At 47.3% G+C, this 16,873-nt stretch carries 19 protein-coding genes; 12 read left to right on the top strand and 7 right to left on the bottom strand.

Annotated elements, in window-relative coordinates; all coding sequences use genetic code 11:
- Window positions 1-22 precede the first annotated feature (22 nt).
- The 4 genes from KW844_RS01980 to KW844_RS01965 all read right to left on the bottom strand — a co-directional run bounded on the left by KW844_RS01980 (window position 23) and on the right by KW844_RS01965 (window position 2,251).
- Window positions 23-514, bottom strand: coding sequence for a lipocalin family protein (locus tag KW844_RS01980; RefSeq protein WP_218375025.1), 492 nt, complete (start codon window positions 512-514; stop codon window positions 23-25).
- 129 nt (window positions 515-643) lie between these two features.
- Complete coding sequence (locus KW844_RS01975; RefSeq protein WP_218375024.1) at window positions 644-1,111, bottom strand: hypothetical protein; 468 nt, start codon at window positions 1,109-1,111, stop codon at window positions 644-646.
- A 103-nt stretch (window positions 1,112-1,214) separates the two neighbouring features.
- Window positions 1,215-1,709 carry a hypothetical protein gene (locus KW844_RS01970; protein ID WP_218375023.1) on the bottom strand — a complete coding sequence of 165 codons (495 nt, stop codon included), beginning with the start codon at window positions 1,707-1,709 and terminating at the stop codon, window positions 1,215-1,217.
- Window positions 1,700-2,251, bottom strand: a complete 552-nt coding sequence (locus KW844_RS01965) for an RNA polymerase sigma factor (protein WP_218375022.1) — start codon at window positions 2,249-2,251, stop codon at window positions 1,700-1,702. The genes KW844_RS01970 and KW844_RS01965 overlap by 10 nt, the downstream gene beginning before the upstream one ends.
- A 293-nt stretch (window positions 2,252-2,544) precedes the next feature.
- On the opposite strand from KW844_RS01965, the gene KW844_RS01960 reads away from it, so the two are divergent.
- The 3 genes from KW844_RS01960 to KW844_RS01950 all read left to right on the top strand — a co-directional run bounded on the left by KW844_RS01960 (window position 2,545) and on the right by KW844_RS01950 (window position 5,438).
- A complete protein-coding gene (locus KW844_RS01960; RefSeq protein WP_218375021.1) occupies window positions 2,545-3,816 on the top strand; it encodes an acetyl-CoA hydrolase/transferase family protein in 1,272 nt (423 codons plus the stop codon).
- Between the two features lie 65 nt (window positions 3,817-3,881).
- Window positions 3,882-4,895 carry a lipid A deacylase LpxR family protein gene (locus tag KW844_RS01955; protein WP_218375020.1) on the top strand — a complete coding sequence of 338 codons (1,014 nt, stop codon included), beginning with the start codon at window positions 3,882-3,884 and terminating at the stop codon, window positions 4,893-4,895.
- An 18-nt stretch (window positions 4,896-4,913) separates the two neighbouring features.
- Window positions 4,914-5,438 (top strand): hypothetical protein, encoded by a 525-nt coding sequence (locus KW844_RS01950; protein WP_218375019.1) that lies wholly within the window; start codon window positions 4,914-4,916, stop codon window positions 5,436-5,438.
- A 3-nt stretch (window positions 5,439-5,441) separates the two neighbouring features.
- On the opposite strand, the gene KW844_RS01945 is transcribed toward KW844_RS01950, so the two are convergent.
- Window positions 5,442-5,930: an SRPBCC family protein gene (locus tag KW844_RS01945; protein WP_255578107.1), complete on the bottom strand. Its 489-nt coding sequence runs from the start codon at window positions 5,928-5,930 to the stop codon at window positions 5,442-5,444.
- A 146-nt stretch (window positions 5,931-6,076) separates the two neighbouring features.
- On the opposite strand from KW844_RS01945, the gene KW844_RS01940 reads away from it, so the two are divergent.
- Both KW844_RS01940 and recR read left to right on the top strand, forming a co-directional pair.
- On the top strand, window positions 6,077-7,555 hold the full coding sequence (locus tag KW844_RS01940; protein WP_218375018.1) for an Ig-like domain-containing protein: 1,479 nt from the start codon (window positions 6,077-6,079) through the stop codon (window positions 7,553-7,555).
- A gap of 27 nt (window positions 7,556-7,582) precedes the next feature.
- On the top strand, window positions 7,583-8,203 hold the full coding sequence (gene recR, locus KW844_RS01935; RefSeq protein ID WP_218375017.1) for a recombination mediator RecR: 621 nt from the start codon (window positions 7,583-7,585) through the stop codon (window positions 8,201-8,203).
- A 163-nt stretch (window positions 8,204-8,366) separates the two neighbouring features.
- On the opposite strand, the gene KW844_RS01930 is transcribed toward recR, so the two are convergent.
- Entirely contained in the window at window positions 8,367-8,579 is a 213-nt protein-coding gene (locus KW844_RS01930; protein ID WP_218375016.1) for a hypothetical protein, read from the bottom strand.
- Between the two features lie 392 nt (window positions 8,580-8,971).
- On the opposite strand from KW844_RS01930, the gene KW844_RS01925 reads away from it, so the two are divergent.
- The 6 genes from KW844_RS01925 (at window position 8,972) to KW844_RS01900 (ending at window position 14,757) form a co-directional block, all read left to right on the top strand.
- On the top strand, window positions 8,972-9,988 hold the full coding sequence (locus KW844_RS01925; RefSeq protein ID WP_218375015.1) for a homocysteine S-methyltransferase family protein: 1,017 nt from the start codon (window positions 8,972-8,974) through the stop codon (window positions 9,986-9,988).
- A gap of 33 nt (window positions 9,989-10,021) precedes the next feature.
- Complete coding sequence (gene metH, locus KW844_RS01920) at window positions 10,022-12,790, top strand: methionine synthase (RefSeq protein WP_218375014.1); 2,769 nt, start codon at window positions 10,022-10,024, stop codon at window positions 12,788-12,790.
- A 15-nt stretch (window positions 12,791-12,805) separates the two neighbouring features.
- Window positions 12,806-13,570 (top strand): exodeoxyribonuclease III, encoded by a 765-nt coding sequence (locus KW844_RS01915; protein ID WP_218375013.1) that lies wholly within the window; start codon window positions 12,806-12,808, stop codon window positions 13,568-13,570.
- 33 nt (window positions 13,571-13,603) lie between these two features.
- The gene (locus tag KW844_RS01910) at window positions 13,604-13,906 is read left to right on the top strand and encodes a DUF4286 family protein (protein ID WP_218375012.1); all 303 of its coding nucleotides are present in this window, start codon (window positions 13,604-13,606) and stop codon (window positions 13,904-13,906) included.
- Between the two features lie 316 nt (window positions 13,907-14,222).
- Window positions 14,223-14,492, top strand: a complete 270-nt coding sequence (locus tag KW844_RS01905) for an HU family DNA-binding protein (RefSeq protein WP_218375011.1) — start codon at window positions 14,223-14,225, stop codon at window positions 14,490-14,492.
- A 148-nt stretch (window positions 14,493-14,640) separates the two neighbouring features.
- Window positions 14,641-14,757, top strand: coding sequence for a 30S ribosomal protein THX (locus KW844_RS01900; RefSeq protein ID WP_218375010.1), 117 nt, complete (start codon window positions 14,641-14,643; stop codon window positions 14,755-14,757).
- A gap of 84 nt (window positions 14,758-14,841) precedes the next feature.
- On the opposite strand, the gene pdxH is transcribed toward KW844_RS01900, so the two are convergent.
- Window positions 14,842-15,489 (bottom strand): pyridoxamine 5'-phosphate oxidase, encoded by a 648-nt coding sequence (gene pdxH, locus KW844_RS01895; protein WP_218375009.1) that lies wholly within the window; start codon window positions 15,487-15,489, stop codon window positions 14,842-14,844.
- Window positions 15,490-15,586: 97 nt separating this feature from the next.
- Between pdxH and KW844_RS01890 the strand changes: the two genes are divergently transcribed.
- The gene (locus tag KW844_RS01890; RefSeq protein WP_218375008.1) at window positions 15,587-16,708 is read left to right on the top strand and encodes a DUF3298 and DUF4163 domain-containing protein; all 1,122 of its coding nucleotides are present in this window, start codon (window positions 15,587-15,589) and stop codon (window positions 16,706-16,708) included.
- Window positions 16,709-16,873 lie beyond the last annotated feature (165 nt).

Here is a 16,873-nt window from a genome sequence, read left to right as displayed (position 1 = left end):
TACGAAATATGTAGGTATCAGATTACTGGCGCTGTAAAGTGTAGATAATGGCGGCGTTGTTGCCCTCAAAGTTTACGTTTGCTCTCCAGGTCATGGTGCTGCCGGCGCCCAGGATATCTACACGATAGCCATCGGTTACGTTTTTAGCTTTTTCGCCGGAGTAGAGTTTTTTGAACTGGAACTGCATACCGTTGGCACCTTTGAAGATGGACCATACGATTTTCTGGGAAGCGGGTGCGCAGGCGTTATCGTTGGCGCTGAGGGTGTATGAACCCATGGCGGCGTTATCTGGCAATACCCACTGGCTTCCGATGAAACATTTAGCCTCTGCCTGGTCGAAAACGGTTACTTTGGCGTTGTCAGGAATCCCTTCATATTTAACATCGGTCAGTACCCAGTTACCTTTTACAGCAGCTTTGTTAATGTCGGTGGTTACGCCTTGTTTAGGAGTGCAAGCAGATCCGATAATAGCGATCATTGCGAGCAGTACAGCAGCAAATGATAAATTTTTCATGGAGAGTGTATTTGTTTATTTTAAATGCTCTTGTGATACAACATACGGTGTCCCTATAAGGTTTAACCCGTTGAAATCGCCGGCAATTTCAGCATTTGCAATAAACGTACCAAATGAAAATGTAATGTATCAGCGGGAGGCTGGTGCGGAAGGATAATGGTTGTGGAAGATTACATCCTGCAAGCGTTGCACCTGGTTGTAGAGGTACCAGGTAGAGGCGGCCAGCGCCATGGTAGCCACAAACATGGCAATAAAGCCACATCTCCACCAGATGCTGACGGTTATCTTTCTTTTCCATCCCGGGGTGAGGTGGATATACGTATCGTTGTTGTTATTCGTATAGTTACCACCGTTATAAGGCTGATGGGTAAACGTTTCCCGGATCTCATCCAGTACCCTTGTTTTGATTGCTGGCGGCGGCTTAACGGCTTCCTCGAATACTATTGCTTCCAGGCGTAGCTCTACCGCCTCCGCTTCCAGGCGAAGGACCGGGTATATTTCCCGCAGGTAGCGGAGTTCGGCCTCCTGTTCGGGAGTCGCCAACCCAAGCAGGCACCGCTCAATGATACCACTGTCGATATATTCCTTAATATTCAAGATTTATAATATAAGTCCGTCAAGCTAACTAATAAATATATTAGTAATAATACTTACGTCTTTTAATGGTAACTGGATTCTCAAACTGAAAAAAAAATTTCAGCTATTTCGAAGCCTGGGAGATAGTAATGGAGGAGGGATGATAATACAAACCGGTTTTTTTCTGTTCTTCCTTTACCTGCGCATATTTCAGGAAATAGAAAATGGCAAAAAACAACAGGATTTTTGCCAGTAGTACCACGAAAATGAAGAACAGCCGCCAGTTTTTATGGACCGTTATCTGGTCGCCTTCTTTAGGCTGGATATTGATGAAGGTATAGTTCGGTGGAGGTTCTGCGGTAGCGCCGCCAAAGCCGGCACCAGCACCATTGGCTTCCCAACGGAAGCTTTGCATAACGCGGCCCTTTACCTCTGCCGGAGGTAATACCGCTTCGTCGAAGGCTGCTCTTTCTATCCTGCGCTCCACCATTTCGATTTCGGTTTCGAGCTCAGGATAAAGCTTTCTCATCAGCTGAAACTCTTCTGCTTCAGCCTCCGATACGAGTCCTAAGACGTAGGATTCAATGATCCCGCTTTCTATGTAAAACTTTAGTTCCAAGTGTTTGATAAGAATTTTCTGAAAGCCTTCATGGCAGCTTCCAATATTTCATTTACCTGCCCTTCTGATATCGCCATCATACGGGCTATCGTTGTTGTTGATAATCCTCTGAAATAACACAACCGGAAAACCTGTTGCTCTGCGGTGGGTAACCCTACATAAAATCGTTGTAACACTCCTTCTTCGTTTCTGACTAACTCGGCGCCGATCAGCGATCCTTCCGGTATAGCCTCCCTGATAGCCATTTCTCTTGTTTTGCGCAATAACCAGGCGAATAGCGTTTTATATCCGGAGGTCTTAAAACTGTTGATATTTTGATATACCCAGGTAAACACCCGGACCATCACATCATTGGCTCTATCTTTTACAGGAACCAACTGGAGTACTACACCATACAATGCGCCTGCATATCGGTCATAAAGAAATTCCCTGGCTGCAAGGTCCTCCAAAATAAGCCTATCTATCAGCGCTTGCTCACTTATATGTGCCAGGTCTCTCCGCAATGAATTGTAGTACCGGTTTAGATTGCTAAAATATGACATTCTAAAAGGATTTGATGCTGTTGTGTCCGCAAAATTTATACACACCTACAGCTAGAATGGACAACTGCATTTTTGAAATCCGCCAGGGTAGCCATTTTCATTATATTATCCATTTTTCAATGTATGGCATTACATCTCTCCTAACAAAAAAATGACAACCGCTCCAATAGCCAACAATTACCTGTTATTACTTGTTCCTATCTCCAAAATAGGATGCCCGCTGCACAGATATGACATTGCTCATTTTTCAGCAACCGCGGACACAATAAATTAGCCTGGTAAAATCCGAACATATGCCCTACACATCCGCTGCAGAAGCTGTAAAGCTCATACAATCCAACAACACCGTTTTTATTCATACCGCAGCAGCCACTCCCAAATTACTCGTAAAAGAAATGGCGCACCGGAGTCATGAACTACAGAATGTAAGACTGGTCAGCATTCACACGGAATGGGATGCACCCTATGCCGACGTGGAACATGTCAATTCCTTCCAGGTTGATACTTTCTTCGTGGGCAAAAACGTCCGTAAAGCAGTGAATGAGGGTCGCGCTAACTACGTCCCCATGTTCCTCAGCGAAATCCCCAAATACTTCCGCTCCATGGAACATCCCATAGACGTAGCGCTGATCACCGTTTCGCCGCCTGATAAAAACGGGTACTGCACCCTGGGCGTGTCATGCGACGTAAGCCGGTCGGCGATTGAACTGGCTCCCGTGATCATTGCTGAGATCAACCCCTCCATGCCGCGGGTCCTCGGTGATGGCGTCATTCACATCTCCCGTATCAATGCTGCTGTGGAAGCAGACTACCCCATCTACGAACAACAAATCAATGCACCCAGCCCGGCAGAACTATCCATAGGACAACATGTGGCCTCTCTTATCGACGATGGCGCCACCCTGCAAATGGGCATCGGCGGCATTCCCAACGCGGTACTCAAATGCCTGGATACCCATAAAGACCTCGGTATTCATACGGAAATGTTTTCAGATGGCATCATCGACCTGGTGGAAAAAGGAGTGATCACCGGACGCAAAAAAGCCATACAGCCAGGGCTGCTGATATCCAGCTTTGCCATCGGCTCCCGCCGGCTGTACGACTTCATGGATAATAACCTCATCGTGCGACTGCTGGACGTGGAGTACGTCAACAATCCCACTAACATCCGCAAAAATCCAAAGGTAACGGCCATTAACAGCGCTATCGAAATTGATATTTTCGGGCAGGTTTGTGCAGACTCCATCGGCATCAGGCAGTACAGCGGCGTAGGTGGACAAATGGACTTCATGCGCGGCGCAGCCCTGTCGCAAGGCGGCAAACCGATTATCGCAATTCCTTCAGCTACGTCCAAAGGCATCTCCCGCATAGTATCCAGGCTACAACCCGGCGCCAGCGTAGTAACCACCAGGGCACACGTGCACTACGTGGTAACGGAATTCGGTATCGCCTGCCTGCAGGGAAAAAACCTGAAGCAAAGAGCGCAGGAGCTGATAAATATTGCACACCCGGACCACCGGGAACAGCTATCCCGCGATGCGTTCGATATCTTCAAGATTTTTTAGCCGGCACCGGCTCAACAATGGGTAACAATAGATGGTTATTATCCGAGAGGAATAATATCTACGGAATGAAAATAACGCTACTATTGATCCTATTGATGGGCATCCCGGCTATGGCACTGGCTCAGATTACCCAAAACGCGACCCGACTCCTACGGATATACGAAGATGATGACTTTTTCAACATCTGGGGCAAGGGTACCGACCGAGCCTACAGCAACGGCACACTTATCGGTTACCGCTATATGAAAAATAAGCCAAGCCGGTTTTTGGATAAGTGGATCATGCCTAAAGCGGGCAAGCAGGCTATTAATGTGTGGGAATGGAACCTGATGCAGATTATGATCACCCCGAATATCATCAGTGATTCGACTTTTATTCCGGATGACTTTTACTACGCCGGAGCCCTGTTTGCCCGCCACGAGCTTACCTCTTACAATCCGGAAAAACGGTATAGCCTGCACTCGGAACTCCTGTTTGGCGTAATGGGCCCGTGGGCATTTGCAGAGGAAACACAGACTTTTTTCCATAACCTCATCCATTACCAAAAGCCCAATGGCTGGCAGCACCAGGTGCCAAATGCACCGCTGCTGAACTATAATTTCACTTATGAGAAAATGCTGTATGCGCCTAAGCCATTCCTTGAAATAGTAGGTAGCGCCTCAGCGCAGGCGGGTACCATGGTGGCTTCCATGCAGGCGAAAACAAACATCAGAGTAGGAAAATTCAATTCCTGGTTTGGCAACAGGGACCTGAAAATCGCTACCAGGAACAAATTCCAGGCGTATGCCTTCGGTAACCCGATGTTTAATATCGTATATTACAATGCGCTGCTGCAAGGAGGTATCTTCAAATGGCGCAATGAAGATTTTATAGACCAGTCCGGCCAGCAGGTGACGCACATGAAACATTTCACCGTGGGAATAGACTATGGCGTGGGCTTTGGCTTTAACAGATGCTCCGTCATCTACACCCAGCAAACCAGATCTGCCTGGATGAGTGGTACCGGCAAACACAGTGTGGGCAACATTTCCCTGCTGATCTCCTTATCGAAGGCACCGGTACCGCCGCCTGTTCAATAATCCGAAAAACTACTGATTATGCTTAAAACCTTTATTCCTGCTGCAATGCTGATCTTAGCGATCTCCTGTCAGAATAATCCGCAGCAACATACAGAAGATATGGACAGCACGGTTGCTACCACTCCTGACCCGATTACACAACTGGACGTAAAACCACTGTCGGGATTTTTTGTAAAGAATACAGTGAAGGTCAGCGATAGTCTTACCTTTTGGGTAATCGACAACCAGCAAAGTTTTGACAGTTTGTTTGGCGTGGCAAGAACTATGACGGACAATGTGGTAGCTCCCGACTTCGGCACCAGTGTGGTTATAGCTGCATCTATGCCGGCTACTTACTATGGTACGCAGGTATCCCTGGATTCAGCTACACTTAACACCAATACCAACAATGCAGCGTTGCACTTTTCAGCTGCCGCCAATGCGGAGAAAGGTTCCGCCGCTATTGTTCCGCTCTGGCTGGGTAGCATTCCCAAAACGGGAAAAACGGCGATCCGCCTCTATAACGGCAGCAACCTGGTTACCACCGTCACTGAAAAAGAGTAGCCCTTACATCTCCCCAAAAACTTCCGTGACTCTGGCCGTTCTGTAAAGAAACAGCTCCTCCAGTTGTTTCTTTACAAACAAGCCATGGGCAAGTGTTCCCAACACTCCCAGCGGCAATTCGTAATGTACCAGGTCGCGCATGATCACTCCACCCGGTATCGCTTCAAAATGATGTTCGTGGTGCCACATGCGGTAGGGCCCTTTACGCTGCTCATCTACAAAAAACCTTTGCGGACTTACATGGGTAATTTCTGTTACCCAGGTCAGGGGGATGCCCATGACCGGACTTACTTTGTAGGTAATGATCTGGCCGGGATAAATGCTGCCATTGTACGGTGCGGAGGTAACACGGAAACGCATATAGGAAGGCGTGATGGACACCAGGTTGCCGGGAGCTGAAAAGTAGTCCCACACCGCCTCCAGGGAGGCCGGAATGGTTTGTGTACGTGAAAGGGAATAAACTGCACCCATGAGTGATCGACTTAATTTCATTTAAGTTAATGTATTTTTCACAGGCCTATTGTATTTTTTTGAAAGACAATAAGTTATACATTTCTTTGGGTCCCCTGGAAGAAGAACCTGAAATATAATCACCGCTTTCGCGTCATTTCGTAAGTTTGCCAAATATTCTAACATTCATGAATCAACAATTCAGGAGCTGGACTTTCTGGCTGATATTGATACCGGTAGCGATTATCTTTTTTTCACGCTGTGCCAACATAGTACCGCCGGGTGGTGGTCCGAGGGACACCTTGCCTCCGGTATTACTGCAGGCGCGCCCTGCGGATTCAACCCTGCACTTCAAGGGGCAGAAAATTCAGTTTTCATTTGACGAGTATGTGGAGCTGGATAACATTAATGATAAGCTGATCGTATCCCCTACCCTGAAGCGCCAGCCAATAGCTACGGCCAAGTTGAGAACTGTGACCATCACGTTTAAGGATACACTGAAACCTAATACTACCTATACCTTCAACTTTGCGGACGGCGTGCGGGATATTAATGAGCGCAACCCGATTCCGGATTTTCAGTATGTGGTGTCCACCGGCGATTACCTGGATAGCCTGCAGATTATGGGACGCATTATCAACGCTGAAAATGGTACACTGGACAGCAGCGTGTCTGTGCTCCTGTACCAGGGCGATAGTCCGGATTCCATTGTGAGCAAGGAAAAGCCATTGTATTACGCCAAAAGTAAGAGCGACGGCACTTTCCGTTTCAAGAACCTGGCACCGGGTACTTACAAAATATTTGCTATTAAGGAAGAAGATAAAGATCTCATGTATAGCGCTGAATCGGAGCTGATCGCTTTTATAGAAAAGCCGATTACGATTACGGAGCAAAATATTTCCGATGTGAATATGCTGTTGTTTTTAGAAACCGACAGTACAATTAAAAAGGTGGACCCCATGGATTCCCTGAATGTACCTGAGCCGGTGGAAGAAACAGAGAAGGAAAGAGAAGAACGGAAGAAAAAGTTACCTAAGCTGGCTGCTACGGCCAAGCTGGAGGGCAACAAACAGGAATTGCCTTTGCCTTTGCGGATAGATTTCAATCAGCCTTTGCGGATGCTGGACAGCAACAGGATTCAGCTGTTCCAGGACTCTACCCGTGAGCAGGTGGCCTACCATTCGGCGCTGGATAGTACCAACACCAGCTGGGTGCTGCATTATCCGTGGAAGGAGAATATGACCTACCAGCTGATTATTCCTAAGGATGCCGTAAGAGATACGTCCAATCAGGCTTTGCTGAAGCCGGATACCATCAATTTTGTTACAAAGAAGCTGGTGGAATATTCTATTTTCAAGGCTGACCTGGTGGTGAGCGACAGTACCCGCGATGCGATTGCCGATACGGCCATGCATTTTGTGGTGCAGCTGGTACAGGATAAGGCCATTAAATATTCCGGCACTACGGTCAATGGTAAGTGGACCCAGGAGCTGATTACGCCGGGCGAGTATACGGTAAGAGTGTTGCTGGACGCCAATAATAACGGCAAGTGGGATCGCGGCAGTTATTTTACCGATCCTAAGCGCCAGCCGGAAAGGGTGATACTGCTGCCGGAGAAATATAACCTCAAGGCGGGCTGGAACAATATAAAAACACTGAAAATTTAGGCATACAGGATTTGCTACCTTTGTAATATGGTATTTTCATCTGCACTTATAGAGAATGCGGTTAATGAGTTTTCCAGGCTTCCGGGCATTGGGAAAAAGACGGCGCTGCGGTTGGTGCTGCACCTGCTCAAGCAGGAGCCGGCACAGGTACAGCAGTTTAGTGATTCGATTGCGAGAATGCGCGAGCAGATCAGGTTTTGTAAGGATTGTCACAACGTTTCCGATGAGGATACCTGCAGCATTTGTTTCAGCCATTCCCGTAACAAACAGGTGGTGTGTGTGGTAGAAAGCATCCGTGATGTGATGGCCATTGAAAATACGCAGCAATATAACGGACTCTACCATGTATTGGGCGGTATTATTTCGCCTTTGGATGGCGTGGGGCCGGAGCAGCTGAATATTCATTCGCTGGTGGAGCGGGTACAGCAAAAGGGGGTTACCGAGGTGATTATGGCGCTGAATCCTACTATTGAAGGCGATACAACCATTTATTACCTGAGCAGGCGCTTAAAGGATTTGCCGGTAAAGATTACTACGATTGCCCGTGGTATTGCGTTTGGTGGAGAGCTGGAGTATGCGGATGAGATGACGCTGGCGAGATCTATATCGAACAGGTTACCGTTGGAGAGCTATGTTCAGCAAAAATAACTGCTATTAATTTTTTTCGGGAGATGCCAGTGCCGCTGGTGTAGCATCTTTCAAAACAGCAAGAGGGGCACTGGTCCCTCTTGCTGTTTTGGGACAAAAAAATACGGGTGCTGAATAGCACCCGTCTTCGTTTAACCTGTAATTCCACGTTATGAAAATCATATCAGGGTTGGCTTTCGCTCAGCCCTTCAAATATTGTATGGTTGGTCACTGATTGATCTTGTTCCTTTAGCTCTTTCCAGCGCTGCATTTCGAACTTATTCAGGAAACATACCTTGAATACTTCCTGCTGATGGGAAGAGAGTTCCGTTACTGGCTGCAACCCCAACCTTGCCAGGTGTTCACGGAGTGTATGGATATGCTGTGATATCGTCATGATTGGTTAAATTTTGTTGTAATAAGATGATAAAGCGGATGACAATTAGATGAATTAGAAGCAGATACATCGGGCTGCCGGGTAGCAGCTGGAGCCTGACTGGTGGGGAGCCACGGCTGAATATTGCATTGTCTTTAAACTATCGTGTTGCATGATGCTTGATTATTACCCTACAAATATAGTAGACTTTATAGACTATTTCCAAATTTTAGTCTTAAAAATAGATAAAATCTATATCTGTACACAACAATATAAACAGTCAAGACACCTATGCAGGCATGGAAAACAGGGATAATAGTAAGGAATATAGTATATTTGCAAGGATATACAGGGTGGATTTGTTTATTGTTCCCCTGTGATTTTAAACAGTAACTAATAAACAAAATAAAGCCATGAAATCTTTACAAGACTGTGCCGATGAGCGCGTGCTCATCATCGATGGTGCAATGGGCACCATGATCCAAAGATACAAACTAACCGAGGCAGATTACAGAGGCACCCGGTTTGCAGACTATCCCAGCGACCTTAAAGGGAATAACGACCTTCTCAACCTCACCCAGCCTCAGATCATAGAAGCCATTCACAAGGAATACCTGGAAGCAGGTGCTGATATTATTGAAACCAATACGTTCAGCTGCACTACTATTGCTATGGCCGACTATGACATGCAGGAGCTGGCGTATGAGCTGAATGTGGAAGGTGCCCGTATTGCTAAGAAAGCTGCGCAGGAATACACCGCCAAAAACCCGGACAAACCTCGCTTTGTTGCCGGCGCTATTGGTCCGTTGAACAAGACATTGTCCTTATCACCGGATGTGAACAACCCCGGTTACAGATCCGTGACCTTCGACGAGGTGGTTGCTGCATACGAGGAGCAGGTCAAAGGCCTGTCAGAAGGCGGCGTAGACATTCTGCTGATCGAAACTATTTTCGATACGCTGAACTGTAAAGCGGCCATCTTCGCTATCAAAAAATATTTCCGTGAAAGTGGTAAGCCTGAGCTGCCCATCATGATATCCGGCACCATTACAGATGCTTCCGGTCGTACCCTCAGCGGTCAGACCCTGGAGGCCTTCTATATCTCTGTCATGCATGCAAATCCTTTCTCTGTAGGACTAAACTGCGCACTCGGTGGCCAGCAGATGCGTCCTTATGTGGAAGAACTGTCCAACATCGCTACCTGCAACGTTAGCTGCTACCCTAATGCGGGGCTGCCCAACGCCTTTGGTGAGTACGATGAGGAACCGGAAGATACCGCCTGTATCATTGAAGACTTTGCCGCGTCTGGTTTTGTGAATATTGTTGGAGGATGCTGTGGCACTACACCGGATCATATCCGCCATATCGCACAACATGTGAAAAGTATTAAACCACGTCAGCGACCTGTCCTGACGCACACACTGGCATAGTCATATTTTAATTCAATTCTACGAGAAGTAACAATGAGTGTAACTACTTTGAACGATACTACCACTATAGAGGGTGCAACTGTAAATGATCAGCAACGCCGGGTAATCCAGCCTTTCATGAGGCTGAGCGGACTGGAACCACTGGTAATACGCCCCGAAGCTAACTTTATCAACATCGGGGAAAGAACCAACGTAACCGGTTCCAAGAAGTTTGCCCGCCTGGTACGTGAAGGCCTTTACGAAGAAGCCTTGTCCGTAGCCCGCCAGCAGGTGGAAAGCGGCGCACAGATCCTGGACGTAAACATGGACGACGCCCTCCTGGATGGCGAAAAAGCCATGACTACCTACCTCAATCTCCTGGCTGCTGAACCAGATATCTCCCGCATCCCGGTAATGATCGACTCCAGTAAGTTCAGTGTTATTGAAGCAGGACTGAAATGCGTGCAGGGTAAATGTATTGTAAACTCCATTTCCCTCAAGGAAGGAGAAGAAAAATTCATCGAACACGCAGAAATCTGTAAAGCCTTTGGTGCTGCCGTAGTAGTAATGGCTTTCGATGAGCATGGGCAGGCAGATACGGAAGATAAAAGAGTTGAATTCAGCCACCGTGCTTATAAAATCCTCACAGAGAAAGTAAACTTCCCGCCAGAGGATATCATCTTTGACTTAAATATCTTCGCTATCGCTACCGGTATCGAAGAACACAATAACTATGCGGTGGAATTCATCAATGCCACCCGCCGCGTAAAAGAACTGATGCCACTGACTAAAGTAAGTGGTGGTGTCAGCAACGTTTCCTTCTCCTTCAGGGGTAATGAAGCTGTGCGTGAGGCCATGCACTCCGTATTCCTGTACTACGCCATCAAGGCGGGTATGGATATGGGTATCGTGAATGCCGGCGCCCTGCAGATTTATGACGACATCGAACCACAACTGAGAGACCTCTGCGAAGATGCGATCCTCAACCGCCGGGAAGATGCCACCGAACGCCTGATTGCCTTTGCGGAAACGGTTAAAGCAAAGGGTAAAGTCATCGAAAAAGACGAAAGCTGGAGACTGGGCACCGTGGAAGAACGACTCAGTCACTCCCTCGTGAATGGTATTACCGATTACATAGAAGCTGATACAGAAGAAGCAAGACTTAAATATCCACGCCCCCTCGATGTAATTGAAGGGCCGCTGATGGACGGTATGAACATCGTGGGTGACCTCTTTGGTTCCGGTAAAATGTTCCTGCCGCAGGTAGTAAAAAGTGCGCGTGTAATGAAGAAATCCGTTGCCGTGCTCACACCGTTTATCGAAGAGGAAAAACTGCGCATGCAGGCAGAACATGGCGGAGAAATCAAATCTGCCGGTAAAATCCTCCTGGCTACCGTAAAAGGTGATGTACACGATATCGGTAAAAACATCGTAGGCGTAGTCCTGGCCTGTAATGGTTATGAGATTATCGACCTGGGCGTAATGGTGCCGGCAGAAAAGATCCTGCAGACCGCCAAACAGGAACAGGTGGATATCATCGGCCTGAGTGGGCTGATCACCCCTAGTTTGGACGAAATGGTACACGTAGCCCGTGAAATGAAAAGGCAGCAATTTGAGGTGCCGCTGATCATTGGTGGTGCTACTACCAGTCGCACCCACACAGCCGTTAAAATCGCCCCTGAGTACCAGCACGGCGTAGTACACGTACTGGATGCTTCCCGTAGTGTAACGGTAACCGGTAGTTTGCTCAACAAGGCGCTTAAGAAAAACTTCCTGGGAGACCTCCATCAGGAATACAATAAACTCAACGAATCATTCCGTAATAAAAGACCGGTAAAACAATACCTGCCTTTCCCTGTTGCCCAGGAGAACAAAGTAGCCATCAACTGGGACAATTTTGCGCCTGTGCGTCCTGCGTTTACCGGCATCAGGAAGTTTGAAAATTATGATCTGGGTGAGATAGCAAAGTATATCGACTGGCAGCCGTTCTTCATCTCCTGGGAGCTACATGGGAAATTCCCTCAGATCCTGACAGATGAGGTAGTGGGCGAACAAGCCACCAACCTGTATAATGATGCGCAGGCGATGCTGCAAAAAATCATCGCTGAAAAATGGCTGGGCGCCAATGCGGTGATAGGCCTCTACCCTGCCAATACCATTGCAGCAGACACGATTCAGGTTACCCCTGAACAATCTGACATCTCTCCTGTTAAACTGGAATTCCTGCGTCAGCAAATCAAGAAAGCACCGGGGCAGCCTAACTTGTCGCTGGCCGATTTTATAGCACCTGCTGCCACCGGCAAAGAGGATTATATCGGAGGTTTTGCGGTGACTGCCGGTGTGGGTATCGAAAAATGGCTGGAGAAATTCAAGGAAGAACATGATGACTACAGCAGCATTATGCTCAAAGCCCTTGCCGACAGGCTGGCCGAAGCCTTTACAGAACTGATGCACGAGCGTGTACGTAAAGAGTTCTGGGGTTATGCCAGCGCCGAACACCTGTCAAACGAAGAGCTGATTAAAGAATCCTATATGGGTATACGCCCGGCGCCAGGCTATCCTGCTTGTCCGGAGCATACTGAAAAATACAAGCTGTTTGACCTGTTGAATGCCACTGAAAACACCGGCATTACCCTTACAGAGTCACTCGCCATGTACCCCGCAGCCAGCGTTAGCGGATGGTATTTTGCCAACCCTGAAGCCAAATATTTCGGGCTGGGTAAGATTGAAAAAGACCAGGTAGAAGACTATGCACAGCGTAAAGGCTGGACGATCGAAGAGGCGGAAAAATGGTTACGCCCTACCCTGGAATATGACATGTAAAAGCAGTACAGCATCATGCGAATTGTTTCATATAATGTGAATGGCCTGAGGTCCGCTATGACCAAGGGTTTTACAGAATGGCTTACAGAAGATCCGGCGGATATTATCTGTTTACAGGAGATAAAAGCCAACAAGGATAATGTCGACTTTGCCCAGTTTGATAAGCTGGGGTATGAGCATTACTGGTTTTCGGCGCAGAAGAAGGGTTATAGCGGGGTGGCTGTGCTCACCCGCATTAAGCCTGACAATGTACAATACGGTAATGGCAACCTGCAGAGTGATACAGAAGGGCGCTTTATCCGCCTGGATTTTGGCGACCTGACATTGATCAATACCTATATACCTTCCGGCACCAGCGGCGACGAAAGGCAGAGCTACAAGTACGCATGGCTGGAGGAGTTTTTTGCGTACCTCACTGAGCTGCGCAAAACCCGCCCAAACCTCATTGTTTGCGGGGACTACAACATTTGTCATCAGCCGATAGACATCCATGATCCGGTGAGTAACAAGAACTCCACTGGTTTCCTGCCAGAGGAAAGAGCCTGGATGGACAAGCTGTTTGCCAGTGGTTTTGTAGATACCTTCCGTCATTTCAATCCTGATCCGCATCAGTACAGCTGGTGGAGTTTCCGGGCAAATGCCAGGAATAACAACAAGGGATGGAGAATCGATTATATCAATGTAACGGCGCCGCTGAAGGAAAAGCTGAAGCATGCAGCCATCTATCAACAGGTAAAACACTCGGATCATTGTCCGGTATACCTGGAACTGGCCTTATAATATAAGGTAACTATAAGTACTTTTATCGCACACATGATCATCTACAATATTACTACGAAAGTGGCTACCGGCATACATCCTGAGTGGATGCACTGGATGCGTGAGGAGCAGATTCCTGCCATATTGAATACAGGACTTTTCCATGACTACCGCATGTGTCGGCTATTGGACCAGGATGATTCAGAAGGGCCTACCTATGCGATTCAGTACTTTACTGATAGCATGGAGAACTACAATACCTTTATGGCAGAGCATTCCGGCGCTTTGAGACAACGCGGTTACGAGCTGTTTGGCGACCAGTTTATAGCGTTTGGAACGGTAATGCAGACGATATAATGCACAACAAAACAGTAAACTTATCCACAGGAAATCCACTGTTTTCACGGGCTTAGGAGTTTGGTACAATAGTTGAAAAGACTGCTGAACAATGCTAAAAAGAGCATCAAAGTAGCTACAGCACAGCGTTTTACGAAAGTTACAATACAAATTAGATTGTAGCGTTGCAGAGGGCAATCTGCTGTAACCGTTACCAGTAGCGTTTTTCAGCCGATAAAAATTTGTATAAAAAAGTTGTAAAAAATTTGGTAATCTGATAAAACGCGCTATATTTGCTCACATCAAACATTTTTTCACTAGTTAAATCTTACTAACTATGAACAAAGCCGAATTAATCGAAGCAACTGCCAAAGCTTCTGGCATTACCAAAACCCAGGCTAACGATGCACTGGATGCCTTCACCAAAGCTGTTACTGATACCCTGAAAAAAGGTGGTAAAGTAACCCTCGTTGGTTTCGGTACTTTCTCTGTTTCTAAACGTGCAGCACGTAACGGTAGAAACCCACAAACTGGCCAGATCATCAAGATCAAAGCTAAGAAAGTTGCGAAATTCAAAGCTGGTAAAGCGCTGTCTGACAAGCTCTAATCAGTTAGCACAACTTATTCAAGCAAGGAACATCCGATGTTTCTTGCTTTTTTTTTATACAAAACCGCCAGCTGTATAGAATTTCAGCGAATTGAATTAATTTGCAGCTGTTATCAACATCATATTAATAAACTACAAATCATTTGTTATGGGTAGAGGAGATGTAAAAACCAAAAGAGGTAAAATTTCCAATAAATCTTTTGGTAAAGCAAGACCAGCAAGAACCAGAAAAGCTGCTGCCGCTAAAGCAGAAAAGAAAGCTTAGGTTTCTCGTATACGAAGTTGAAAGGCGCAAATCATCTTGGATAAGATCATTTGCGCCTTTGTATTTGTGCAATCCCGTGGCCACTTATGGCGCGAGGCGCTCTATTTTCCAGCTATTATCTGCTTGTAGCGTATAGCGGATACGGTCGTGTAACCGACTGCTCCTTCCCTGCCAAAATTCCAGTACCGTGGGCTTCACTACATATCCACCCCAGTATTCGGGCCTTACAGGCGTATTACCGGCATATTTCTCCATAAGCCGGGCTACCTCCCCCTCCAATACCGAACGGTCTGAAATCACCCTGCTTTGCGGCGACGCAATGGCCCCGATACGGCTGCCTTCGGGCCGACTATTATAATAAGCATCGCTTACCGCTGCAGGCGCCTTACTAACGGTACCAACTATACGTACTTGTCGCTCCAGCTCCCGCCAGAAGAACAGCAGTGAAACATTGGGATTGGCTGCCATTTCTTCTCCCTTTTGACTATCATAATTTGTGAAGAAGAGAAAGCCCTCCTCATCAAAACTTTTCAGTAACACAATACGTGCGGAGGGATGTCCATCCGGCGTACTGGTGGCCAGCGTCATGGCGTTAGCCTCCTCCACTTCGCCGGTAGTAGCATCATTCCACCAGCGGGAAAACTGCTGTAGCGGTGCTTTTGCAACGTCGTGTTCATCGAGGGAAGCCATGATATAATCCTTGCGGAGATCTGCTATTTTCTGATTCAGCATGGTGTAAAAGTTTAAGGGTAAATTGGCTAAAGCGCAGCTGTATACAAAGGTATGGAAGGATATGCTTAATTTTGGTCTACCTGATATAAATCATACTATGAAAAGAGTAGCCTTATTTCTAGTGCTGGGCATAGCCGTACTCCTGGCCTGCAATCCCCGCGGCGGCGGCAGCAATGCGGAAAAAGACAGTACTATTGCCACCCTCAAATTAGTGGGCACTCCCTTTTTCTATACACAGCTTAAAGGAAATGTGGATAACCATCCCATTACCATGCAGCTGCTCAAAACCACGCCAGGCATGTATCGTGGGTACTATTCCTTTGATACCAGCGGGCAGCCCATTACTATCTGGGGCAGTGGCGACTCCGGACTGGTTAAGATTTACGAGGAAAGTATTGATCCGGAAAACGAACGATTCTTTAGCGGCTCTCTGGATGATTCGGGGAATTTTAAAGGCGTATGGCATGGCAATGGCACCTCCCAGCACTTTTCCCTGGAAACGGCGATGAAAGATGCCATACCTTTTGCCGTATTGTTTGCTACTGATTCTGCAAGCTTACTGCCTGGTAATCCCCGCTCTCCGGTAGGTATGGGCAGCAACAGTATATTATGGCCACAGCCGGTGGTGACAAAAGAAATAGCTGATTTTATTGAAGGCCAGATTACCGGTTCTGCATTGCGGCAACCGCAGCAGTTCCTGCGGCGGGGAATCGACTCCTTCCTGCTGGGATATAAGACCAGCGCCGGTATTGCGGACAGCAGTGAATTAACTGACGCATCCCTTTCGGCTACCTGGAACTGGACTTCAGAGAATGAGATGAAGGTGATTCACAACAAATGGCCTTTGCTGGTCATAGAAAAATACGGCTATGCCTATACGGGCGGGGCGCATGGCAACTGGGGTTCTGCTTTTGTGACGATGGACCTGTCGAAAAAGCAGGTCGTAAAGCCGGCGGATGTCTTTAAACCGGGCTACAAGGAAGCCTTCAGTCCTTTGCTGGAAAAGGCTTTCCGGGCAAAATACCGGATAGGCAATGATGAATCGCTCCGGGATGCATTGCTGACGCCATCAATTGTACCCAATGATAATTTCATCCTGACCGACAAAGGGGTGGCGTTTGTGTATGTGCCTTATGAGATAGGCCCTTATGCGCTGGGGCAGGTGATGTTGTATATCCCGGGGGGTGAGATCAAGGATTGGTTTATCCAGCAGCAGTAAACCAGGTAATTTCCTGGAGTGGTTGCTCCGATGGCCATTCCTGGGGAAATACTGAACAGTACCTTTAAATGCCATTCCTTGCGAAGCGTGGAAGCAGCACCAGCAAAACCGAAGGTTTTGCATCTACATAAAACCAAAAAGCCGGGCAAAGGTATAATACCTTTT

The sequence above is a fragment of the Chitinophaga sp. sic0106 genome (assembly GCF_019219075.1).
Lineage (GTDB): Bacteria > Bacteroidota > Bacteroidia > Chitinophagales > Chitinophagaceae > Chitinophaga.
The sequence above is the reverse complement of the archived record's forward strand: the minus strand, read 5'-3'. Positions and strand labels throughout refer to the sequence as shown.